Source organism: Bacillus multifaciens (assembly GCF_030756675.1).
In the GTDB taxonomy this organism is placed as follows: Bacteria; Bacillota; Bacilli; order Bacillales; family Bacillaceae_G; genus Bacillus_A; species Bacillus_A multifaciens.
Genome location: NZ_JAVBXD010000011.1, coordinates 1 through 24777, shown reverse-complemented (window position 1 = coordinate 24777; position 24777 = coordinate 1). Strand labels below are relative to the sequence as shown.

The following is a 24777-nucleotide window of genomic DNA, read 5'->3' as shown; positions in this document are numbered from 1 at the left end:
TATAGTAAGCGCTTACATTTTTATCAATACATTCTTATATGCAATATTGCATATAAGAATGTATCAGATTCCCTTTGTATTGTTAATAAGAGTAGCATTAATCATATTTTTATTCGCAGATAATGGTCTTCCTGGAAAACGTAAGTAAGCAATTTGTATGGCAAATCCTAATCTATTAGCGACTCCTCGTTGTTTTTTACCTTTTTAAATTAGAAACTCTCCATATTCAAACTGGTTTTTGAATCGTATATAGAGGTACAGCAACATTTTAGAATCATAACTTCGCCGCAAACAAAAAGAACCATAACCTTGCCGAAATGGCAAACTTATGGTTCAAATCATACATGTCACTTTACCCATAAATTGACCGCATTTGGAAGCATTAGTTGACCATAAAACACTTACTTTTATAGGCGATTATCTAATTATCTAACGGAATTGGAAGCATAATATTCATAACACCAATACCGCCCACCAATAGTGAAATACCCGTAATTCCACAAATTATTTATAATGGGTTATTTTTTATTATGATATTCTTCTAAAGTGATACCTTTCTCATATATTTCTTTTGCAATGTCACCTACGTATCGAATATGCCATGGTTCATATGAATAACCTGTAATGTGCTCTTTTCCTTTTAAATAACGTATAATAAAGCCAGCACGATGAGCATTGTTTTTAAGCCATTTTCCTTCAATAGTATTTGCGAATTGAGTTTCTAGTGTATTATTGACACTATTCGCAGAAACGTCCATCGTTAACCCTGTTTGATGTTCGCTATGACCTGGCTTTGCAGAAACTTTATCAGCTTGGACCTGACCTTGTGTTTCTACATTTCGTCTATAAACAGTTTGTTGATATTGTTCAGAACGGAATCCGGATACAGCATGTAATACTATTCCCTCTTGTTTCGCTAAGGCAAATAATTTTTCCAAAGCGATAGCAGCTTCTTTTCGCAAATGACTTTTCTCTTGAATCCCATCAAATGCAAATTTAACATTAGGTACAACTAAATCGTCAGGTTTATAATTACTTGGAAGCTTTCTATTTTTATTAACTACTACATCCACAGTATTTGGGGATACTATAGTTATAGATCCATCATTATTTTGCATATTGTCTTTACTTTTAGCAATGTTAATGGCACTAGGTGAAAAAATATCTATGCATAGAAAGAGAAAAAAAGATCCCCCTACTAAGCTACCTATTAATTTTCTAATCATTTTATCTACTCCTTATAGCGATCCATTTTATAATTTGCATCGTATTGTGATGAAACTAACTAATAACTTGCTTTTACATCTCTATATAAGTTCGTTTTAGTTATTTATTGTAATTTAAAGATTAATATCACCAATTCAAAAAGGTTGAGCTAACTTTATTAAATCCATATGAAAATAATTTTTTTGTTTCTATAAATCTCTTAGTATCTTCGCTAGTTCCCATGACAACAGAAATCATCCTTTTTTCACCTTGTTTTGCTGTTCCTGTAAAACAGTATCCTGCTTCATCTGTAAATCCAGTTTTCAAACCATCAATTCCTTGAAAATACAATTCATCATTAGATGTATCGAGCATCTTATTTGTAGTGATTATAGTTGCACCATTATACGATAATGTATAATTTGTCAGCTTGGTTATATCTAAAACTTCGGGATATGTTTTTAACAAATGTTGCGCGAGCATTGCTACATCTAAAGCAGTCATTTTTGATTCTTTATTTTGAGCATTTGGTAGTCCTGTAGCATTAACAAAATGAGTCTCATTAGATAAATTTAATTGCTTTGCTTTCGCATTCATGAGCTTTGTAAAATTCTCTTCACTTTTAGAAATATGCTCAGCTAAAGCAACAGCAGCATTATTGGCTGATGATATTACCATTGCATAAAATAAATCGCTAACAGTCAAACGATTACCAACTTGTACATTGATCTTAGCTCCAATGCTATTTACAGCATTCGGACTAATTCTGACGGAATCGCTCCATTTTAATGTACCGTTATGAATTTTCTCTAGTACAATATACTCAGTCATCATCTTTGACATACTTGCTGGAGCAAGAGGCACATTTTCATTTTTACCATAAACAACTTTTCCTGATTGCGTATCCATTAATATAGCAGCCGCAGCTTCTATAACGGGCTCTTTTATAAAAGTCAGATAAGTATATAAAGTCACCAAAATAGCAACAAATACTATAAGCATGTTCCTACTTTTCTTTACTATTTTCATTTTCTATTCTCCTTCATCATTGTTACTATCAAAGTGTACATTTCATATATATAATTTTCTGTATATTATAGAAAATATAAAAGCAATATTTCAGTAAATCATCTATATAAGTCAATTTTAATTTTTCGACATATAGATTGCTACTATGCAGAATATATCATGACCGCTACTAGCTTGCTCCTTTTGTTTTAAAACCTCGCATGTGGCAGGAAAAGGCACTGACCGCTTCTACGCATGGCCAGACGCTCTCGCCCACCTAAAAAGAAAAGGGTTTTTATGTCGGTTTTCAATTTGCATTTATATATATAAGTTTTTCATATCACTCACCTCTATTTTTCTCTCAGTACATACATTAATAGCAACAGATAAAGATAAGATGCAGATAACGTAGAGATAAGTTAAAGAATAAAAAAATGTGTAGAATTAAATCTCTACACATTGTTTATTTTTTCTCTTGAATTACTCTAATCTTTATTTTATCTTTATATGGGTTTGTTACAATCTATATACTTTCCTTCAAAACCAGTGAAGTGAATACAATATTTACTATTTGCTAAAATTAAATATCATTTTTACATGCGCAAACTAAATTTTATATAGGAGAATACGATGCAAAAAACTATTTTGATTGTAGAAGACGAAGATATTTTACGTGAAATTGTTAAAGACTATTTGTTACATGATGGATACAAAGTATTAGAAGCGACAAGTGGGACCGAAGCGTTATCTATTTTCGAAGAACATGAAGTACATTTAATCATTCTTGATATTATGTTACCAAAATTAGATGGTTGGTCTGTTTGTAGACGCATTCGAAAAACATCCAATGTACCTATCATTATGCTAACAGCGCGAACTGATGAAGATGATACATTACTCGGATTCGAGTTAGGAGCAGATGATTATGTTACAAAACCATATAGCCCTCCTATTTTACTAGCGCGAGCAAAACGATTACTCGAAATTCGATATGCGGCACATAAACCATCTAAAGATAATTTATTATCAAAAAATGGGATTGTTGCGCATCTTCCTTCGCGTACTGTCACAATAAATGGAGAAGATATTAATTTAACCCATACAGAATTTGAAATATTAACATATTTGATGCAACACAAAGGGATTGTTATAACAAGAGACCAATTAATTCAAAGCATTTGGGGATATGAATTTACCGGAGATGATCGTACAATAAATAGTCACATTCGTAATTTGCGAAGTAAATTAGGAGAGCACTCCGCCTCTATCGTAACCATTATTCGAACTGGTTATAAATTCGAGGATCAAATATGAGAAAAGGAATTGTATTTAAATTATTTATCTTAACAACAGCATTATGTACGTTAATTTTGGCGTGTATATTTGTTGGACAAACGCTATTTTTCAAACAATACTATGTAAATAAAAAAGTAAATGCAATTCAAACAAACATACAAAAATTCAAAAAAGATTATGAAAAAAATAAAGATAATTTACAAAGTATTCAAAGACTCGAACAAGATTTTTCTATAAATAATAATGCTTTAATTACGTTACTAGATACGAACGGAAACTTAAAAAACACTAAAGACTTTTATATCGAAGTAAAAGTAACAGATTCTTTCGAAAAAGGATTAATTAATACAACACTCACAATACCACTGTATCATCTTATAAATATAGACGATATTACTCATAATTTTAATAAATATATCTCAACTAATAGTGAGTTAGGCTGTCTTTTTGTTTCACAAAAGACAAGTAACACTCTAGTTCCTGTACAGTTAATCATGTACAACACTGGTCTAACTTACGAGAACCAACAATTATTAAAAAAAATAAAGCCCTATTTTAATGAAAGTGGTTATATTGATGAAAGTGGTTATATAAAACAAAATGATTTAGGACTACGACTTGTAAATATTGAGGGGACAATTCAAACGATACGCATTCCCGAAGAAAATACGCTATCCAACATGATTTATACAAATCGTTTATTTATGCAAAAAATAAACGATTTTCAAATAAAGACATTATTTAATGAAAATCAATTTAAAAAAGCTACATTACAAATTCTCGATGCGGAAGAAAACGGTATAAAATACCGCTTATTCATTCAACCAATAGCAGAACCGAATGGCGAAACGACATATATTTTCGCACTAGCATCTTTACAACCTGTTGATGAAGCTATACAAATGATAAAAGACTATTATATATACATCGTTATATTCGTATTGTTTCTTATCCTTCTTGCTGCATTTTATTATTCAAAACAAATTGCAAAACCATTGTTACAAATCAATAATACAACACAAAAAATGGCAAAACTTGATTTTTCAGAAGCAATTCCTATTACATCAAAAGATGAAATTGGTGACTTATCGCAAAATATTAATATGCTATCAACTACGTTACATTCACACATTAATAAACTACAGGAAGATATAGAAAAAGAAAAACAATTAGAACATACACGAAAAGAATTTATTGCCGGCGTATCACACGAATTAAAGACACCTTTAAGTATTATGAAAAGTTGTCTGTCTATTTTAAAAGATGGGGTCGCTAGTCATAAGAAAGAATACTATTTCAATGCAATGGAAAGTGAAGTAAACAAGATGGATTTACTCATTGTAGATATGCTTGAATTAGCAAAATTAGAATCTGGCACGTATAAAATGGAAATGCAATCATTTCATATTAACGAAATGATTGAGTATATATGTGAACATCTATCCTTCGAAATAAAAAATAAACAGTTAAATATTCAAACGAGCCTTTCCGAAATTGAAGTATTAGCTAATCCACATCGCATAGAACAAGTTATCACGAACTTTATAACAAATGCCATTCGTTATACTCCTGAAAATGAAAGTATTATCATTTCATCAGAAGAAGAAGAAAGTACATGCGTAAAAATATGTATAGAGAACAAAGGTGCTCATATTCCCGAAGAACAACTCAATAAAATATGGGAACGTTTCTATCGTGGAGATGCTTCTCGACAACGTTCCACAGGCGGAACTGGATTAGGTCTTGCCATTTCCAAAAACATTTTAGATTTACATGGCGTACAATATGGCGTATACAATACAAAAGATGGAGTATTATTTTTCTTCTATCTCAATAAAAACGTGTAGAAATAAATTTCTACACGTTTTTATTATGACTCTTCTGCTTCTCTATAAAGTCTTCTCCATTCCATTAAGGTACGCCATGGTACTATATCTTCACTCACTTTTTCTCCATATAAACTTCTCTTTACAATTTCAAATCGTTGATTAGCGATTCTAGATCTTCTTCTGATGCTTCCAATAGTAACTCTTTCTCTTCCTTCATATGCTTAGGTAATTCTAATTCACGAATCCCTTTGACTGTAAATTTAGGAGATAAATTGCACTTGTTTTAAGTGCTATTTTGCACTATAGGTAAACATAAAAAAGCTATCAATTCCATGATAGCTTTTTTATAACTAAGTACGATTATTTTAATACTCTTTATTCCACTAACGCACCTTTTAGCTCAATAACAATGTCTAAAACTTTATTATTCGAATCCTATACTAAGCTTTCTTCCCCCTCATTTTATGACAAAGAGACATGATAAGCCAAATAGCAGTTGGAAGTGCGATTGCTCCAATAATCATAGACGCTAACATGTTAACTGCACTGCCAGCGGCGTATAACAATATAAAAACAGCAATTAAGAAGAGAAGGGCTCGTATAGTTTTCAAAAGATTAACTAAGCCTTTTTTTTCTTGTACCTTCCATTTGTTATTATATGTTGCGATTACAGTCCAAGCTGTTGGAAGTGCAATGACAGTGAAAATAACTGCGATTGCCAACAATATGGATTGTAATGTTCCAGAGCTTATCATTGCTCCAACCCATGCAAGTACTGTTATTAAAACGAACGGAATGGCAAAATAATTCATAGAACGGGCTAAATTCCCATACTTTTCTACGGATGTGCCACGGTCACTATAAATTGGTTTTGTATTAGGTTGTGCTCGAAATAAATGAATATCTCCTTCTGAGGCAATATGCGACCAGCCAGAGAATGAAAAAAAGTCCAAGTATTCCTCTGCTTCCCCCTCTTTTAATGAACGATAATCTACACTGTAGATATAATCTGAGCATTCTCCTTTTTCAAGCGTATACCCCATAAACTTAAAATCACTGACATGCCAACCCTTCAAAGAAAATCGGCGTAATTTTTCCATGTCCTTTTCCTCAGAAAAAGCTAACCCGCCTGACGTAATATACTTTGTTTTTCTCATTCTTTAACCTCCTTCAATCCCGTTTCTGCTAATTGAATCATCATTTTCCTTATCTTCACATCTTCTTCTAATACTTCTCTGCCCTTGTCAGTAAGCAGATATGTTTTACGCCTTGAATCCGAACCATCATGCAAATAAATCCATTCTTGTTTTAATAACTTTTTTATAATCGTGTACATTGAAGCAGGACCTATAGTAATTGCCCCATTTGTTGTTTCTTCAATTAAGCTCATAATTGCGTAACCATGCCCTGGTTTAGTTAAAGCAGCCATAATATAAAACACTGAATCCGTTAGCTCAGTTTTTTTCAACCCATCACCTTCTATATCTCTTTAATATGTATCGCAAAACGATATATCTAAAAACAATATATCATGATATGATATATATATCTAGAGTTATATCATAATTTGATACATCAATGGATAATATTTATCCTTTATAATCAAAAAAATCCTTGCAAAATGGTCTCTTCGCCAAATCGAAAAACAAATGATGTTCTTGTCCATCATCCTTCTATAACTATACTGATCCGTTACTTTAAGTGCATTACTTCACATTCTCTATATTTATATTGTTAAAAGAATAGCATTATCTGTTCCAAAACTCGTGCAAAATAGCACTTAAAACAAGTGCAATTTATCTCCTAAATTTACAATTAGCTTAATAGACTCTCAATAACACTTATCAAAATTATAGATTAAAAGAGGGATAAAAATGATTTATGGATATGCTCGAGTAAGTACACAAGATCAAAATCTAGATAGCCAGATTGATCAACTTACAAAATACGGAGTAGATGAACTTGTGGAGGAGAAAATAAGTGGCGTTTCTAAACAAAAGCCACTTTTAGATGAACTTCTTTCCAAGGTAGCTCCTAATGATACATTAGTTGTGACACGAATGAATCGTCTTGGTCGAAACACTATTCAGTTACTGCAGTTAGTTGAACAACTTAGAGAAAGAGATATACACTTTGTTATTTTAAACTTAGGAATAGATACCAGAACACCAACTGGTAAATTCTTTTTAACGGTAATGGCAGCCTTTAGTGAACTAGATCGAGAAATGATTAAAGAGAAGCAACGTTCAGGAATTAAATTGGCCAAGCAAAAGGGGAAATATCGAGGAAGAGTTAAAAAATATACATATAAGCATCAAGGTATGAATCATGCCATTGAATTACGTAAAACTACCAATAAAACTGTAAAGGAGATATGTGCAATTACAGGAATCAGTCAGGCGGCATTTTATCGTAGGCTAAAGGAAATGGAAAAAGATAATGGATAACAATTTTAATACATTTAATTATTTTGCAACCGATTTACTTCCTCATTCGACTTTATTGTGTAACGGAGAGGAGAACCAAAATGGATCTAGCAAAATTAGTGAAAAAAGCAAAAAAGGGTGATGATGAAGCATTTGAACAACTGATTGCTTCTGTTCGACAAAAGCTGTATCGAACAGCCTATGCATATGTTAGAAATGAACAAGATGCTCTAGATGTTTATCAAGAAACAATTTATACAGCCTATATTTCAATAAAGACATTAAAAAAGCCTGAACGTTTTTCGAGTTGGATTACAAAAATTCTAGTTTTTAAATCGATTGATTTTATTCGGAAAGAGTCCCGCCATTTTACTACAGATAATGAGGAAATCTTTACTGAATTAATCGCTTCTGAAAATGTTGATTTTATCATGCATTCGATGGATTTATCAGAGGCCTTTAAATTCTTAAATCCTACTGTTAAGACCATTATTTTGTTGAGGTATTATCACGATTTGTCCATTAAAGAAATTGCCACCATCATGAATTACCCGGAAGGAACCGTGAAATCACACTTAAATCGGGCGAAAAAAGAACTAAGACCCATTTTAAAGGAGGGCTATCTTTATGAATAAAGACAAATTCAATCGATCTATCGACAACATAAATGTACCAATTGAAAAGGTAATGGCAAGGGAGAAGGCGGCTATCTTTCAAGCCAAGAAAAAAAGAAAAGCCGGAAGAACCACAAAACGGTCAATCTTGGTTGCATGTGGGTTATGTCTATCTTTGCTTGGTTCTGGATTTGTTTCAACAGGCATGGCGGAAGCCTTATCAAATATTCCCCTAATTGGTCCAATTTATAAAGATTTTAGAGACATTGCCTCAGATAAAATTGAACATGATCAACTTACGACAGTAATTGATAAACAAGATAGTAAAAACGGCTTAACAATGACTGTAAAAGAAGCAGCTTATGATGGAAACCGGTTAATCGTAACAGTTGTTTACACAGGTCAAAAAGAACTTTCGATGAAAGAAGAAAAGGTCGGCTTTAGCTATATAACAATTAATGGACAACAAGAAGTTAAACCAGCGATTAGTTCAACAGGGCAAGATGACATAAACTCGAAAACAATAATTGAACATCATCAATTTACCTTTTCTAATTATAATGAATATGGCGATAAAATTGAAATTGCGGTCCATGGAGAAGATTTATTTGGCTATGAAGGTAAGTTGAAGGTGGCTTTCCCACTTGAAAAAATAAAAGGTGATGTATTTGAGTTTTATCCAGAAGTTACAACTCAAACGGTTGATGAAGTGTATACACTAACAGCCGACAAAGTAACATTATCACCTTTATCAACAAGAATAGACCTAACGATTGATTACCCTGCCGAAATGGATAAAAACGATAGTTGGCCATGGTTTAATTTCTCTGTAGTCGATGATAATGGTCATGTATATGATAAACTAAAACTACAGGAAGGCATGGCTGTTGGGAACTATGGTCATCATATGGTACTGACTTTGCCTCCAATGGATACCATACCAAAATCATTTACACTCAAGCCAAGTCGAACAAATAGTGAAGGATTTAGTGAAGAAATAAAGGAATTAGAATTAGTCGTTCCTTTAAATAAAAGTAAATAATGACCTCGTTTGCTTTGTTTACTCATATCGCGGAAGTACCTTAAGCTAACGAACACGCGATAGTTGAATAACGGGTTTTATTAAAAGCCGTCATGAAAGCCGGATTCCATAGCTATTGGAATCCGGCTTTTTCACATTAAATTTCCTTAACGTTGTAAATCCGCATTTTCCTGACGGTACCCCTAATACACTTGTTAACTAAATATTTCTTAAAAACAAAATGAGTTGATTTTTTCTATCCCTCGTGAATTTCTTTAATACTTTTTCCTTCTAAAAATGCATGTCCTGTCTTAATTTTTTCTACTGTTTCAAATCCATACTTCTCATACACTTTTTCTACTTTTTCATTTATTGGAATCACCCAAAGATTATCTAGCCCCCTATTCATTACTTCACATTGAATAAAATGAATAAGTTCACCTATTAACCCTTTACCTCTAAACTTTTCAATTGTAGCTACACTTTCCATTCGGGCCTGTTTCTCATGTTCAAAAATACAAGCAATGGAACATGCTACTCCATTGTATCTAAGCAGATAGTGAGTAAATGCTGGATGTTGAAATTCCTCTTGAAAAGCCTTTTTTCTAACTTCGCCTCCTCCAAGCTCCTTTATATTACATTGAATATCTAAAGTTTCTTCAAAATTTAATTCAGATACCTTTTCAATAGTAACTTTTTTATTTTTATCTTTTTTAATTAATTCCTTATTCCATAATTGAATTGGAAGTATTAATTCTTCAAATCCAAAATTCCTTATTTGTAATTCAGAGATCAGTTTTTCTTGCATATCTAAGTTGTATATATAAAATCTAGGTACTATATTTTTAGTTTTGTAGAAATGAACTACTTCATCTACTATCATTTTTGGGTTCAAACTTACTACACTTACATGTGCATGATTTGCATCATAATAATATGGGTTACCTTCATTACAAAATATAGAACCCCATGATTTCTCTATTTGGCTAGTAAAGGTTTCAAAATATGCAAAATCAAGCTCAAGAACATTTTTTAAATTAGTCATACAGTATTCCCTCTTCTCTATTTTTCCTCAATATCTTTTATAATTTATTATACATTTGAACATCTTAATAAAAAGTAAGTATAAATTTCGGACTATTAGTTTACATTTATTCCGCCCTAATCATTGATTTTAGTGCGAATTTCCAATTACCCTCAAAATCAATTAGAAAAGTATACATTCAAAACAATACAAATAAAGAAAATAGGATACCTATAAATAAAAAGGAAAAAGCTAGATTTAGACTAGCTTTTTCATATAATTCCTATTAATGATAATTAAAATCAAACTGTGGTTTTCTAAAAGATTTGGATTATTTCTTTAGGATAGTTTCTATATGTATATTCTGAATTTATATATGCATATCAAACTATTGCATCCATTAGGAATCTATTCAACTCTCTCTATCTTCAAAAACAGTTTGTACCAGTACCATCTCACATGCCTTATTACATCTTATAAGTATTTTGATATTTGAGATTCAATCTTTCGACTATTTAATCTTGGACGTTCCAACCATTCTTTTTGATAACAGATTTTAAATAAGGCCATAAAGACACATCTGCATTCGTGGAATTGATATAATTTTCTGTTATTGAAATCCCACTCTCTTCATTTAAAACTTGATGCCACCATCCTGATGGTGTATACATAACTTCCCCTGCTTTTTGTGTAACAATTATAGGCTGAGCTTTTTTAAACAATGGGAATTTTTCGAAGTCTGGATTAAATACATCTACTTCTCCATCATATAAGTAAGGGGCTTGATCTGGAGAGAAGAATGCCCATTTTTTTTGTCCTACTATAACTGCATTCCAAGCACTTGTCATACAAAAGTCAATATGTAGAGAAGTACCAGAACCCTTTGGTCCTATGTAAATCCATTTAGGTTCATTTAATATTCCTTTTGGTATATTATCAATCCAATTATCGCCGAATGCTGTTATAGCTTGATATTCTTCACTAATTTCAGGTGTATTTTCCGTGAATGTCCAATCACAATACCATGGATTATCCTCAAAATCACCTTTTTTTATATAATCTATATATTCACCTAAACTAGTTTCGTACAATTCTGTATTAGTTGGAGGTCTGCATGTATGGATAGTTATAATAGTATCTCCATATTTTTCTTTAAAATAGTCAAATGACCATTCTTTCGTTGCTTTCCAAGTATCAATTATTCCAGTTAATAATACCGGCTTGCTCTTAAGTGCGTAATTCGCTAAAAACTCTTTGTCAGTAATGCTATCTACTTTATCAATTTTATTAGTTTGATCGGCTACTAATAATTTATTCAAAATATTTCACCCCAGTTTAAATAATTTGTAATGTTATAATGCTTAGTTTTTGCTCTTGTGTCAGAAAATATTTTAAGCTAAGAAACTATAGTATATATATTTTGTAATAGAACGTGTGTTTACTTGCTTTTTTATCTTGTATATAAAGAAAGAAAATGAACACCATCAATAGGTATTTCACTATGAAGTAAGTGCAAATATTTCACCCCTCTTTAATTATGTCTCCCAGTCGTTAAGATTTTAATATCCATACTAATAATTAATTTTCAGTATAATATTTAACAAAACTTTAATGTTCTATTTTCAGGTAATTAGATCATTAACTATATGGAATATTAAGAAAACTATATAAACAATCTTTAGAAAAGTCAATATTTTTTAAAAAATGAATTAAATGTTAAATTTTTAATAGATTGATTAGAATTTATGTATTTTATTTAATTCTGGGTATGAAATCGAATATAAAAGAACCAATTAATTTTAAATATTGGAATGAAATGGATTTTAATTTCAAAAAAGTATTTATGAAGTGAATAATAAAATAGCACTAATACATTATTTGATTTTAAGAATTTCGTATTAATTTTATATAGAATAAATTTTAAAATATATAACTTATAATCTCAAAATAATAACGAAAGATTCGTAAGTTTTTAAAAAATCTGCAAATATTTATAAAAAATGATTAAATGTTGTTGAAATTCAGATAATTCCGTGATATTCTACAAAGGCACTAAGGAAAAAATAACCTTCTATACCATTAAGAGGTTTCTATTCCTTTTTTTTCAAAATAATAATAAAAGAAGGTGAAGATAATTTTTCTAAATAATAAGCGTATTGATGGATTTATTCACAGATTAGATTGATTTATTGGATTGATTTATTGATATAAATCGATTTCAAACCAAAAATTTGAGAGGAGATGAAAACAATGAAAGTGACACGCAAAACTACACGTGAAATGACACACCGTTCATAATAATTGGTTAAAGAATTGGATGTAATTTCAAGCCAAAGATCTGAGAGGAGATGAAAACAATGAAAGTAACACGCAAAACTACACGTGAAATGACACACCGTTCATAATAATTGGTTAAAGAATTGGATGTAATTTCAAGCCAAAGATCTGAGAGGAGATGAAAACAATGAAAGTAACACGCAAAACTACACGTGAAATGACACATCGTTCATAATAAGTGGTTCAAATCTATGATAAAACCATTACATAAAATTCAAGCTAAGGATTTGAGAGGAGATGAAAAGAATGAAGGTAACACGCAAAACTACACGTGAAATGACACACCGTTCATAATAAATTTTTAATTATCACAAAGACTTGGAGGTTTGGAGTAATCCTTAATGCTCCAAGTCTTTTGATTTGGAGGAATAGATAATAATGTTACGTTTTAAAGAAGCTGTCGTAATAAAACATCAAACACCTTATTGTAGTATTTACTTTGGAACTAACCTTTTTGAAATTGAAGATCCTGATTTATGTTTTTTTAATTTATTAAGTAAGAGAGAATGGGAAATTGAAGAACTATCAACTGAATTAAGAGACTTTTTAATAGATAACTCTTTAGTAGTTAAGCCATATAATATAGAAAATATAGATGCGAAACTTGTGAAAAATATACATTTTTTCGAAAACAAACAACCAAATTTTGGAAGTGACCCTGTAAATATTCAAAAAAATATATGTCAGAAAAAGGTGATTATTCTAGGCTGTGGTGGAATAGGTACTGTAGTACTCAAAAATTTGATTTCTTTTGGAGTTAAGCACTTTTTGATAATAGAGTTTGATAATGTGGAAGAAAGCAATCTTAACCGTCAACTCTTTTTTGATGCTAATCATATTGGATGTAATAAGGGATCCATTATAAAAGAAATTATTAGTAGATTTGATAAAGATATAGAAATTAATACAATTAATATTCGAGTTAATAAAGTTGAAGATTTACAGAGTGCTTGTAATGATTATGATGCGGACTTCTTTGTTAATTGTGCCGATACACCTAAATGTATCAATGATATCGTTTATGAATATTGTAAAGCCAGAAGTATACCTTTTATCCAAGGTGCTGTTGGAATTGAAACTGGTTATTGGGGACCAATCTTTAAAGGTAATTTCATTAATACTATTCTTTTAGATACAGAGCATAGGGAACCAGTAATGGGATCTATCTCGTCTACAAACATGACTATTGGTGCTTTAATTTCAAATGATATTTTAGAATTTTGGATCAATGATAAACAAGAGAATCTTTATAGGAGAAAGTCATTGAACTTCAGAGATTATACTATAGAGTTTATGGAGAATTGATACATGAGTACTTTTATTCAAATAGATGATAAGCCACATGATTTATATACTTTTAATGCACATGATTTCTCGAGTAAATCTATACTAAGTAGCATGTACGAGCCCATTTTTTTTGAGAAAGATGGAGAATATAAAAGTTTTTATGTTAAGGAAAATTATAAGAATAACGTTATAACTCTAGAATTTTTAGAATCATATTGGTCTAATGGATTACCATTAAATGCTGAAGATATGTATAAAACACTAATATATATATTGAAAGAAAGAACAATGTTTTCTTCATACCTAGATTTTATTGTGGGAGTTGAAGAATACTTATATGACGGGGATCCTATAGAAAATGTGGGAATACATCTTTCTCGAAATTCAATATATATTGAAACAAAATATAGCTATGACTATAAAAAACTCTTTTCAACAATACAATTTAGTCCAATATATTTTATTGACAGAAAACCTGTAAATAATGTATCAAATGGTAGGTTTCATCTTGATACTATATGTAACAGCATTATCAGGGTGAAAAATAACCCTTTCTTTTTCCGTGAAAGAAAAGTAAAAACAAAAGAATTGAATTTTATATATTTAGACAAACTATCAGACGGAATTGATAATTACAAGAGTAATAAACTAAATATGAGTTGTTCTACTTATTTTCCATTTGAAATGATTGGTAATTTTGAGGGTGATCAAGATTTTTACATGAAAAATTCTAACATATTATTTATGTTAGAAATAAGTGAGGCTTTGCTTCCATATAAAAAGCAACTAGCAAGTTATGTTTATGATAAATTACATAATAATGAAATATTAAATAAAGGTTTAAATATTTCTGATAATTATTTATTTACTAATAATCTTAAGTATCAGAAGAAAAGATACAAACACAATAATGGTGAGTATGAGAATACTAATATCAGTAATTTAGTGAATTGTGATTTAAATGTATTGTACGCTGATTATTATCCTAATGATCTAATAGTTAGTGAAATAATTGGTTTTTTAGACAAAAACCACATTCCAGTTAAATCTCATCCAATGTCATTAAAAAATTTTATTAAATCATATAATAGGAAACAATTCGATATATGTTTAAAATTAGTTTCCCCATTAATTAACTCAGAAATAGATTTATTATTAAACTATTTAGATAAATTTAAGGATGAAAAAGTAAGAGATGGTTACATTAAATTACTCAATGATTATTTAGAGGAATGTACAGTGGAAAAGAAAGTACTGATTGACTTATATTTAGAGAATCATTCTACAATTATTCCTTTATATTTTGGTAAACATATCTACTTTCAATCTAAAGAACTTTCTGGATTCTATATAGATAATAATGATTTATATAAATTTTTAGAAATTGAATAGCTCAAAAATACAAGATAAAGTGTCCTAAATAAAAAAGATCAAACCTTCTTTCTGATAATATAAAAAACAGAATTATTAAAATACGCTTATAAAAGGAGTAAATCATGAAAGTTTTAATTGATAGTGAGTATGATTTTTCTGATAAATATCGTGAAGTAATCAGAGTATTTGGGATTAATCCGAAAGTTAGACATATATATAATAATTTTAATTTTGAAGAAAATTTAGATGGAATAACTTATATTACAGGATGTTCGGGTAGCGGTAAGACTACTTTATCAAAAGAAATATGTCTTCATAAAGGTTATGTCCAAGTGAAAAAAGATTTTGAAAAAAATGTTCCTATTATAGATATACTAAATAAAAACTTTAAAGATACACTCTACTATTTGAATATGGTGGGATTGTCTGAGCCATATTTATATATAACAAATTACAATAACTTATCAACAGGACAGCAATTCCGTTTTGATTTAGCCTATATGTTATCTAAGGGGTATAAGAAAATATTTATTGATGAATTTTGTAGTTATTTAGATAGACCTACAGCTAAAATTGTAAGTTTTAATACACAAAAGTTATTAAGAAAATTAGGTATTTCAGCTATTCTAGCTAGTGCTCACGACGACTTAGAAGAATATCTAAGACCGGACAATAAAATTTCATTGAATTTGGATAAAGAAATAAAAATTTTAAAAAAAGATTATGATAAAAGCAATCCTTTTTTAGAATCTATAAAAGTTTCAGGGGGTACATATGAAGATTATCTTGAATTAGAAAAATATCATTATTTCCCCCATTCATCAGAAGAAACAAATCAATTATATAATACTGTTTACTATAAACTAGAGTTCAATGGAGATTTAATGGGCGTTATTATTCTTAAAAGCCCATATTCTAATGATCAAGAGGATGAAGAATTTATAGAAATAAACTCACAGGTAAAAATCTTGAGTAGGATTATTTTACACCCTTTAATTCGAGGAGCCGGATTATCAACTTATTTTTTTGGTGAAGTTGAAAAATTAAATGGTAAGGTACCTATGTACGTTTGTTCTGCTTTAGCCGAGTATATTCCTTTTTTCTTAAACATGGGGTTTGAAGAAATTCAGGAATATGAATTAAACAAAGAAGAAGACTATATTTTCATTGAAAAATACTTTGAAGGATTTGGAGATATAGATATACCTCATAGGGATGTTTTATTAGCTGAGGAAAGAGTCTTATCCAAAATAACTTTTTGGCAATATAAATTGTATTGTGGATTAGCTAATAAAATACCTAAGTATAATGAAGAGCACTTTAAGGGTTTTGTAACAGGGGTGTTTAATGAGAATGATATAAAGTGGTTGTATGAAGAAATAAAGTTCATCAAGATGAAACATTATATAAAGAAATGATGGTGAAATAGATGAGTTTAACGTGGAACTTAAAAGATATTTATATTAACGAAGAAGAATGGAAGCAAGAACTCCAAAGTTTCCAAGATAATATCGAAGAAATTAAATTTGAACAAATTATTGAACAAAATGATTTAACATTATTATATAAAGTACTTGAGGATATTGAAGAGGGATATAGAAGATTAAATAAAATATATAATTATGCTTTACTAAAGTATGATACTAATATAAATAATGATCATTCGAATAAAATAATGTTCGCTGCAGAGGATTTATATAGTTATTATGATAATTATTTACATAAGTTTCATGAATGGTTGGAAAACAATAAGGAATTAATTTATAGTCGTTCTAAAGTAGATGGGAAATTAAAAAAGTATCTGCATACGTTAGAGGATTTTGAAAATAAAACCAATGTTGTAGAAATGGAAAGTGCACTTTCTATAGAGATGATGTATAAAGAACTACTATATGCTGATAATGAAATAACAAGGTTTAATCACAATGGTAAGGAAATTGTTGTGAGGAATGAAAACCATTTAACACTATTAGAATCTCAGGAATTAGATATAAGAAAAGGTACATACATGGCAGTATTAGAAGAGTTAGAAAAAAAGAAAGACTTCTCTGCTTTTTTATTAAATGCTCATAATAAAATTCAAAATATAAAAGCAAGAGAGAATGGAGAAGTTAATAGCTTTGATTACCATTTAAAAGATAAAGTTGGATATCAAAACTTTAATTGTTATTCTAATGCAATTAACGAAAATTTGAATTTGTTTCACAAGATTATTGAACTAAAAAAGAAAAATATGCAAGTAGATAAAATTAGCTATTATGATATGTATCCATTGATAGGTGAATTTAATGAAAAAATTGATATTGCTGAAGCGAAACATATTATCTTTGAAGCACTTTCACCGTTAGGTCAAGATTACCTTGATCTGGTAAAAAAAGTTTTTGATGAAAATTGGATTGACTGGTCTCCTTATAGTGGAAAAAGAACAGGTGGGTATTCTCTAAATGTATACGATGCGCACCCTTATATTCTTATAAACTGGCAATCTAACATAGATAGTTTATACACATTAATACATGAAATAGGTGGGGCAATTGCATCCTACATTTCTTCTAAAAATCAATCTTTTATATATTCAGAGCAATCTATCTTAATTACTGAAATTTCATCTATGGTTAATGAAGGATTACTTAGTAGACACCTTTTGGATAAATATAGTGATTCTGAAATTAAATTGTCCATTTTGCATAAGTATGTCGATAAAATTAGAGAGAATTTCTTTCAGACATTCCAATTAGTTGAATTTGAAAAAGCATTATCATTAGCCTCTTTAAAAGAAAGGTTAACTGCAGAATTAATCTCTAATATTTATGTAGATACAATATCGAAATATTATGACAGTGAGCATTTTGAAAATATTGAATTAAATAAATTTAATTGGGTAAGAATTCCTCATTTGTATAAAAATTTCTATAATTTAGATTATGTAGTTGCTGTAGGTATATCAGAATATATTGTCGAGAAAATATATGAGAATGACGAATTTAAGTATAAATACATTAATCTATTTTCTAACGGCTGTAGTAAAAATGACATGGAAATCTTAAAGGATATTGGTATTAATATAAATTCCGATTCCCATGTAAAGTCAATAATCAAGATACTTAATAAACTATTAACACAATTAGAGGGTTGATGACATGAAAAACAATAATAGTACTAATAGAATGTTTGTTTATATTTTCTGGGGTAGCTTATTTTTTGAAAGATCTATTTGGATGATTTACTTAAATTCATCAGGAGTATCCTTGTTACATATTAGTATATTGCAGGCTATGTTGAACTGTGCAATGTTTTTATTTGAAGTCCCATCGGGGATAATCGCAGATAAGTTTGGTAATAAAAAGGCAATTACTTTGGGACATACTCTGATAATTGTATATCTCTTTACTATGTTGAATCCTTCTAATTTATATTTTCTAGCTTTAGGGTTTGTATGCTATGGTATTGGATTAGCAATGATTTCGGGTGCGGATCAAACATTAATCTACAATAATTTGGATAAGGATCAATCAACTTATTATCAACGAATTATTGGTAAGTATAATGCAATTGCTATTATAGCTTTGGCTTTAAGTTCTTTTGCAGGTGGTTTTTTACAAAATATTTCATGGAAGTTTGTTTTTATTGCAGGAATATTAGGTCAATTATTAGCTTTGATAGTATTGTTTTCAGTTAAAGAAAGAAAAATTCTATCTGCAGAAGGCACAAAAGAAACAAAATCGAATATTATATCGGAAGTGAATAACTTTTTAAAAAGTAAAAATAGTTTCAAAAACTTAATAATCACTATTGCATTATTACAAGGAACATTGTCAGTAATATATATGTTTGGTCAAGTTTTATTTGTTGAAGTTGGATTTAGTGTGTCTACTATAGCAATTATATTTACTGTATTGTCCTTATTTAGTGCAGTAGCATCGACATACTCATATTATTTTGTAAACAAATTTTCTGAGAAAAATTTAATTTTTTGGAGTTTGATTATAAGTTTAGTATCGTTTTTAGCTATGTCGATACCAAATATGTTTATTATCTTATCGTTATTTATAATAATAAATGTTTTATTTGAAATTTGGGATACAACATTTAACGCAGTCTTACATCATTCAATCCCGTCTAATATACGTGCTTCTCTTGTATCGTTATCAAATGTAATTTGTTCATTTGTAATGGTGGTTTTATCATTAGCATTTGGTGCATTAAGTGAGTACTTCTCAATGGTAAATATTATTATTATTACAGGTGTAAGTACTTTATTTGTATCATTAATATTGTTTACCATATACTCTAAACAAAGTGAAAACGAAAAGGGCCATAAAACCGTAGCATAATTAGAGAAAGCTAAATAGATATAATGGATGATAGTTTTTATCTTAACAATGAATAAGAAATTTATCACATGAGCCTGCTATGCTTTTTATGTAAAGTGATAATAAAGTTATTTAGCTTTGATATAAAAATATAAGAGCCTTGCTACATTTTATTGTAGTAAGGCTCTTTAAAGTTGTTTAATCTTGTTCAACTAAAGTACCTTTTTGTTGAACAAAAGTCGCTTTAATTATAGATTCGTTGACTTTTTAAACAAAGGTATGTATCCCCCACTAGGTCCATAAGCAACCCCAATCTTTTCCCATCCATATTTTTAATAATAGTCTTTAAAATCTGAAGTAAGATAAAGAAATTTGTACCCTCTTTTTGATGCTTCTAGCAGTCCATGACTCATAGTAATGTGCTTTTAGTCTAAATCCTTAAGTTTAATGTAGTTTTGCCGGTATCTGGTGGCCTGCTAAAAGAACCAAAATAATTATTCTTTTTTACTATCCAATAAATTCTTCCAGATCCCGATATAAATCATTTCGTTGTTGTTCCAATATCAGCCTTTGTTCAAAAAGAGTTTGTAGTTTTAGTAAATCTGTTTCTATTTCCATTCTCTGATTATTTTCCTGTAGAGAATTTTCAACTTCCTCCAATTCCACTTCGAATTGCTCCAATTTTTCCCCTTCTTTATTTATCTGGATTTTGGTTTTTTCAACAGTTTTTTTTGTTTTTTCAGTTTCTTCTTTTTTAGAAGATAACTCTTGAAGCTTTTTTCGTGCCCAACTGTAATTTCCGGCAAAGTGATAAATGGCTCCATTCTCAATCCAATATGTTTTTTCAAACAGTTTATTTAATAAATAGCGATCATGGGACACCACTAAAATCGTCCCTTGAAAATCTTTGATTGCTTCCTCAAGCACTTCCCGAGAATCAATATCAAGATGGTTTGTCGGCTCATCCAATATCAATAGGTTTATATCCTGATGCATCAGTTGTGCCAAACGAAGCCTCATTCTCTCTCCTCCGCTTAATTGACCTACTTTGTGGAATACAGAGGGACCGTAAAACAAAAATCCTGCTAAGATATTCCGCGCTTCTCCTTCTGTTACTTTCACTTCCGCACGAAAAGCTTCAATTACCGATTCATTTAAATTATTCATATATAACTGCTGCGAAAGATAGCCAATTTTAACATTGCTTCCAACCCGAATTTCTCCTTCATCGCCTTTTACCTCTCCTTGTATCATCTTCAACAAGGTGGATTTTCCAGTACCATTATTTCCAACAATCGCTATCCGTTCTTTGTATTGAATATGTACATTTGCATTTTGAAAAAGAGTATTTCCTCCAAAGGATTTACTAGCATTTTTTATAATAATCACATCTTTTCCGCTTCTATCTGCAGAATCAAATTGTAGCCCCATTTTTTTTCTCTCTAATACCGGTCGCTTTAGTTTCTCTATTCGTTCCAAAGCTCTTTCCATGTTTTTCGCTCTTTTAAATAAAGCTTCGCTGGGGGGATATGACTGATTTGCCCACTCTCTCAACCGCTTTATGGCCTCTTTCATTTTTTTTATTTTCTTTTGTTGCTCTTTATAAGCCTGAAATTCCTCCATCAGTAGCTTTTCTTTTTCAATAACAAATCCTGAATAATTTTGGTGATAAACATTTACTTCTCCATTTTCTAAATCAATAATTTTAGTTACCACTTCATCCAGAAAGTAACGGTCATGGGAGACAATAACAACTGATCCTTTATAATCCTTTAAAAACTGTTCTAACCATTCAACAGCTGAAATATCCAAGTGGTTTGTTGGTTCGTCTAACAGTAGCAGGTCGGGTTTTTCCAATAATATCATCCCGAGGCATATTTTCGTTTTCTCTCCACCACTTAAGGATGAAAACGGAGTATCTAATAATTTAGTTACCCCCAAACCATTTGCCACCTTAGAAACTTTTGCATCAATCTCATAGCCATCTAGCATAACAAAAGATTCTTGCAGCGAACCATACTCCTCTAAAAGGTGATTTAAGTCTTTTTCTCCTTTTTCATCAGCCATGCTTGCTTCAAGTAACATCATTTTCTTTGAAATAGCAAGAACTTCTGAAAAAGCAGACATCAACACATCTTTACTTAAAGTCTGATCAGAAAAGACAGGGATTTGCGATAAATAACCGATTTTTATTCCTTTCTTCCATGTAACAATTCCACTATCCACTGTTTCGGTACCTGCTATGATTTTCATAATAGTGGTTTTTCCCCCGCCATTGTGGCCAACTAAGCCAACACGTTCTCCATCATGTATTTCAAGTGAAAGATTCTCAAAAATTGAATTCCCTCCAAACATCTTACTTATTTGTTGCAATCTACTCATAATCATATTGAACACCCCTTTATCCCATTAAAATATTACATTTTATAAATTCATATGACTTAGATTCAAAGTCAAAGTTTCCCTTGAATGTATTTTAGTAAATACAAAAAAACGTAGAAAAGAAGAAACGTTCTTTTCTACGGACAAAAAAGTTAGAACAAGAAAGGAACCCAAATGGGAACCATCTTGCCAATCTATTTTGGCTTGGCGAAGAGACTTCTTATCATTCTGTATTTAGTATGCATTTGTTAGAAAAGGACAGACTTCGCCCTTTTTCAAATGCACCGTAAAAATTTGCGCGGCAAATATATATACAATCAATCCATTTCTCGCGCAAAATAACAGAACAATGCATCTCTTCACCTCCTTAACACTCTTTTGATATTAACTATATTTTATCACGAATTTTCTAAAAATTACATAAAAACATTAACCGCTACTGTAGTTTATGAACCATCAAAAGAAGGATATCCCGACCAAATTCCCCTCTTTTCCTCCATAAAATAATTAAAAAGTATTAGGTATGTAAAAATTACACATTAAATCCTGGTTTTCAATCTGTATCCAGTTCGTTTTTCTTATAGTAATCATAATATCTTTTTAGGGAGAATTGAGATTTAAATCCGATTTGTTGCATGATTTCTTCAGATGTAGTATCACCTTGGATACTCCTTAAAATAAAGGTGTTTCGAAAATGCTGAGCTGAAATTCCCTTTCGGAGATTAGCACGTTTTATTTCTAAACGAATCATTTTTTGTATTGAGATTTCAGTTAAAAATTTCGGTGCGTCATCGTCATAGCTCCAGTGGTATGTCCCACGAGTAATGTCGAAAGCAACGAATAGTGGATCATTACTGTGATACTTAGGACGTACAGGTTCAGGGATAGTTTGATAGTAATTGTATAAGTGTAATTTATCTCTTTCCTTCAAATGAATGGTTCTATTTACTTTTGATTCTTCAGGAATGGATAAGGTATTATTTTCGAAATGAACGTGTATCATTCGTAAAGAAACAAGCTCTTTTAAAGATAATCCATAATCCAAGAGTAATGTAATGATAGAAATATTCCGCTCTAAGATCATTGGGCGTGTTGATTGTTGTTTTTCTGTGAGTCCTTTTAATGAAGCAACTACTTGCTTTAGATTTTTCTCTTCTCGAAGGGAAATGAAATCTTCTCTACGCAATGCTCTATTTGGTGGATCTATGTTTATAATGCTCTCCATTGGACTTGGTAAATCTAAGTATTCGTACAACCTATTTAGAACAATATATATACGGTGTATAGTTTTATCAGAGTATTGCCGATCTTCTTTTAAAAAATTGAAAAAGGATTCAAAATCTTTTTTCTGTAATGAAACCCAAATATTGTCTTTATTATCTCTTTTTGATAAATATAGCCATTGAATGAAACTTTCCACATCGTAGATATACCTTTTAATTGTTGAAGGCTTTCTTCCTTTGCTTGATAAATAGGAAGAGAAGCCTTCTATTGTAGTTCGAGTCTCTTTTGTAGTCATGCTATATTTTTCACTCCTTATCCTCATACCTTTTGACAACCCTGTAAAATGTAGGACTTGTCATATTGCATTTCTTCATAGCGTATAGCGCAGTGATCTTTCCTTGTTTCCAATCGTTATATACATCGATAAATTCTTGAGTGATTTCAGTTTTCGGTCTACCTAAATGCTTACCTTTTTTCTTTGCAGCTTCAATCCCCTCACGTTGACGAGTCTTTATTTTTGTTCGTTCTTCTTCAGCAAGCCAGGACAAGATTTGGAGTACTAAATCAGTAATAAGGTTTCCCAAACTATCTTTATATTGAATTGTATCTAATAGTGGCATATCTAATACAACAATATGGGCTTGAATATTTTGGGTAATATCTTTCCACTCCTCTAGGATAGCTTCTTTATTTCTGCCGAAACGATCTAGGGAATGAATATATAAAATATCATCTTTTCTTAACATGCGTTTTAGAAGTTGGTATTGTTCTCGGTTAAAATCTCTTCCGCTCTGTTTATCGACAAAAATATCTCTTTCGTCAGTGATGAGTTTTTTCATTGCTTCAATCTGACGATCTTCGTTTTGATCTTTGCTACTGACTCTTATATATCCGAATTTTCTTGTATTCAAAATAAATAGACATCCCTTCGAAATTGGTTCTACCAAAATTATAACAAAAATACTTCAAAAGGTATAATTAATTATTTAGTACTTCAAAACTGTATTTTAAAACCTTTTGAAGTGCAAAATTCAATAGAGTTTATTGTACTAAAAAAGGTGTACCTTTTGATACAATTTAAATTTTTGCAACGTACTTTGTAAATGTAATTATGAGGTATAATCCCAACTTAGGTTACTGTGCGAAAAAGAATTAGAAAAGATTTTTGTATTTCCTATTAAAGTAAAAATAAAGGTGAGACAATAGCATTAAATAAAAGATTGAGGTGATATCATGAAAAAGATATATTTTCATCCCGAAAGAGATAAATTGGATAATATCCCTGTATTCACAAATTATTATCAATATCAGGCAATTACTTATTTTTTACGTGTTATAGATGTTTAATGCAAAATAAAAGTACAGAGTATTGCGAAGAATTCGCACATAGCATGAGTGCATAAAAAAAAGGCTTGCAAGCTCTTCCATTACCCTCT

At 30.3% G+C, this 24777-nt stretch carries 20 protein-coding genes and 2 pseudogenes; 10 read left to right on the top strand and 12 right to left on the bottom strand.

Annotated features, from left to right (window positions below):
• Positions 1-102 precede the first annotated feature (102 nt).
• From Q9306_RS24585 to Q9306_RS09435, 3 genes and pseudogenes are all read right to left on the bottom strand, one after another.
• A pseudogene (locus tag Q9306_RS24585) lies at positions 103-195 on the bottom strand (DUF4158 domain-containing protein); the annotation flags it as partial.
• A 323-nt stretch (positions 196-518) separates the two neighbouring features.
• On the bottom strand, positions 519-1226 hold the full coding sequence (locus Q9306_RS09440; protein WP_306197605.1) for a M15 family metallopeptidase: 708 nt from the start codon (positions 1224-1226) through the stop codon (positions 519-521).
• Positions 1227-1353: 127 nt separating this feature from the next.
• Positions 1354-2235, bottom strand: coding sequence for a D-alanyl-D-alanine carboxypeptidase family protein (locus tag Q9306_RS09435; protein WP_306197602.1), 882 nt, complete (start codon positions 2233-2235; stop codon positions 1354-1356).
• A 609-nt stretch (positions 2236-2844) separates the two neighbouring features.
• On the opposite strand from Q9306_RS09435, the gene Q9306_RS09430 reads away from it, so the two are divergent.
• Positions 2845-3528: a response regulator transcription factor gene (locus Q9306_RS09430; protein WP_306197601.1), complete on the top strand. Its 684-nt coding sequence runs from the start codon at positions 2845-2847 to the stop codon at positions 3526-3528.
• Entirely contained in the window at positions 3525-5357 is a 1833-nt protein-coding gene (locus Q9306_RS09425; RefSeq protein WP_306197599.1) for a sensor histidine kinase, read from the top strand. Before Q9306_RS09430 ends, Q9306_RS09425 begins: the two co-directional genes overlap by 4 nt.
• A gap of 422 nt (positions 5358-5779) precedes the next feature.
• Here the strand turns inward: Q9306_RS09425 and Q9306_RS09420 are convergent, their stop codons facing one another.
• Positions 5780-6496: a DUF2812 domain-containing protein gene (locus Q9306_RS09420; RefSeq protein WP_016113421.1), complete on the bottom strand. Its 717-nt coding sequence runs from the start codon at positions 6494-6496 to the stop codon at positions 5780-5782.
• Entirely contained in the window at positions 6493-6807 is a 315-nt protein-coding gene (locus Q9306_RS09415) for a PadR family transcriptional regulator (protein ID WP_306197593.1), read from the bottom strand. The genes Q9306_RS09420 and Q9306_RS09415 overlap by 4 nt, the downstream gene beginning before the upstream one ends.
• A 406-nt stretch (positions 6808-7213) precedes the next feature.
• Between Q9306_RS09415 and Q9306_RS09410 the strand changes: the two genes are divergently transcribed.
• The 3 genes from Q9306_RS09410 to Q9306_RS09400 all read left to right on the top strand — a co-directional run bounded on the left by Q9306_RS09410 (position 7214) and on the right by Q9306_RS09400 (position 9421).
• Complete coding sequence (locus Q9306_RS09410) at positions 7214-7786, top strand: recombinase family protein (RefSeq protein WP_306197590.1); 573 nt, start codon at positions 7214-7216, stop codon at positions 7784-7786.
• A gap of 80 nt (positions 7787-7866) precedes the next feature.
• A complete protein-coding gene (locus Q9306_RS09405; RefSeq protein ID WP_306197587.1) occupies positions 7867-8400 on the top strand; it encodes a sigma-70 family RNA polymerase sigma factor in 534 nt (177 codons plus the stop codon).
• The gene (locus Q9306_RS09400; protein WP_306197584.1) at positions 8393-9421 is read left to right on the top strand and encodes a DUF4179 domain-containing protein; all 1029 of its coding nucleotides are present in this window, start codon (positions 8393-8395) and stop codon (positions 9419-9421) included. Before Q9306_RS09405 ends, Q9306_RS09400 begins: the two co-directional genes overlap by 8 nt.
• A 235-nt stretch (positions 9422-9656) precedes the next feature.
• On the opposite strand, the gene Q9306_RS09395 is transcribed toward Q9306_RS09400, so the two are convergent.
• Positions 9657-10445 carry a GNAT family N-acetyltransferase gene (locus tag Q9306_RS09395; RefSeq protein WP_306197582.1) on the bottom strand — a complete coding sequence of 263 codons (789 nt, stop codon included), beginning with the start codon at positions 10443-10445 and terminating at the stop codon, positions 9657-9659.
• 494 nt (positions 10446-10939) lie between these two features.
• Positions 10940-11743 (bottom strand): cupin-like domain-containing protein, encoded by an 804-nt coding sequence (locus tag Q9306_RS09390; RefSeq protein ID WP_306197579.1) that lies wholly within the window; start codon positions 11741-11743, stop codon positions 10940-10942.
• Between the two features lie 1396 nt (positions 11744-13139).
• Between Q9306_RS09390 and Q9306_RS09385 the strand changes: the two genes are divergently transcribed.
• From Q9306_RS09385 to Q9306_RS09365, 5 genes are all read left to right on the top strand, one after another.
• A complete protein-coding gene (locus tag Q9306_RS09385) occupies positions 13140-14066 on the top strand; it encodes a ThiF family adenylyltransferase (protein WP_306197578.1) in 927 nt (308 codons plus the stop codon).
• A gap of 3 nt (positions 14067-14069) precedes the next feature.
• Complete coding sequence (locus Q9306_RS09380) at positions 14070-15440, top strand: periplasmic substrate-binding domain-containing protein (RefSeq protein WP_306197577.1); 1371 nt, start codon at positions 14070-14072, stop codon at positions 15438-15440.
• 104 nt (positions 15441-15544) lie between these two features.
• Positions 15545-16840: a hypothetical protein gene (locus Q9306_RS09375; protein WP_306197575.1), complete on the top strand. Its 1296-nt coding sequence runs from the start codon at positions 15545-15547 to the stop codon at positions 16838-16840.
• Positions 16841-16851: 11 nt separating this feature from the next.
• Entirely contained in the window at positions 16852-18558 is a 1707-nt protein-coding gene (locus Q9306_RS09370) for a gluzincin family metallopeptidase (protein ID WP_306197573.1), read from the top strand.
• 4 nt (positions 18559-18562) lie between these two features.
• Positions 18563-19756 (top strand): MFS transporter, encoded by a 1194-nt coding sequence (locus Q9306_RS09365; protein ID WP_306197572.1) that lies wholly within the window; start codon positions 18563-18565, stop codon positions 19754-19756.
• Positions 19757-19983: 227 nt separating this feature from the next.
• Here Q9306_RS09365 and Q9306_RS09360 read toward each other — a convergent pair.
• From Q9306_RS09360 to Q9306_RS09345, 5 genes and pseudogenes are all read right to left on the bottom strand, one after another.
• Positions 19984-20148: pseudogene (locus Q9306_RS09360) on the bottom strand (GNAT family N-acetyltransferase); the annotation flags it as partial.
• 94 nt (positions 20149-20242) lie between these two features.
• Positions 20243-22123 carry a ribosomal protection-like ABC-F family protein gene (gene abc-f, locus Q9306_RS09355; protein ID WP_306197571.1) on the bottom strand — a complete coding sequence of 627 codons (1881 nt, stop codon included), beginning with the start codon at positions 22121-22123 and terminating at the stop codon, positions 20243-20245.
• A gap of 217 nt (positions 22124-22340) precedes the next feature.
• Positions 22341-22472: an RAxF-45 family protein gene (locus tag Q9306_RS24580; protein ID WP_371932367.1), complete on the bottom strand. Its 132-nt coding sequence runs from the start codon at positions 22470-22472 to the stop codon at positions 22341-22343.
• A 198-nt stretch (positions 22473-22670) separates the two neighbouring features.
• A complete protein-coding gene (locus Q9306_RS09350; RefSeq protein WP_306197569.1) occupies positions 22671-23636 on the bottom strand; it encodes a tyrosine-type recombinase/integrase in 966 nt (321 codons plus the stop codon).
• A gap of 10 nt (positions 23637-23646) precedes the next feature.
• Positions 23647-24252 (bottom strand): recombinase family protein, encoded by a 606-nt coding sequence (locus Q9306_RS09345; protein WP_306197567.1) that lies wholly within the window; start codon positions 24250-24252, stop codon positions 23647-23649.
• Positions 24253-24777: the final 525 nt, after the last annotated feature.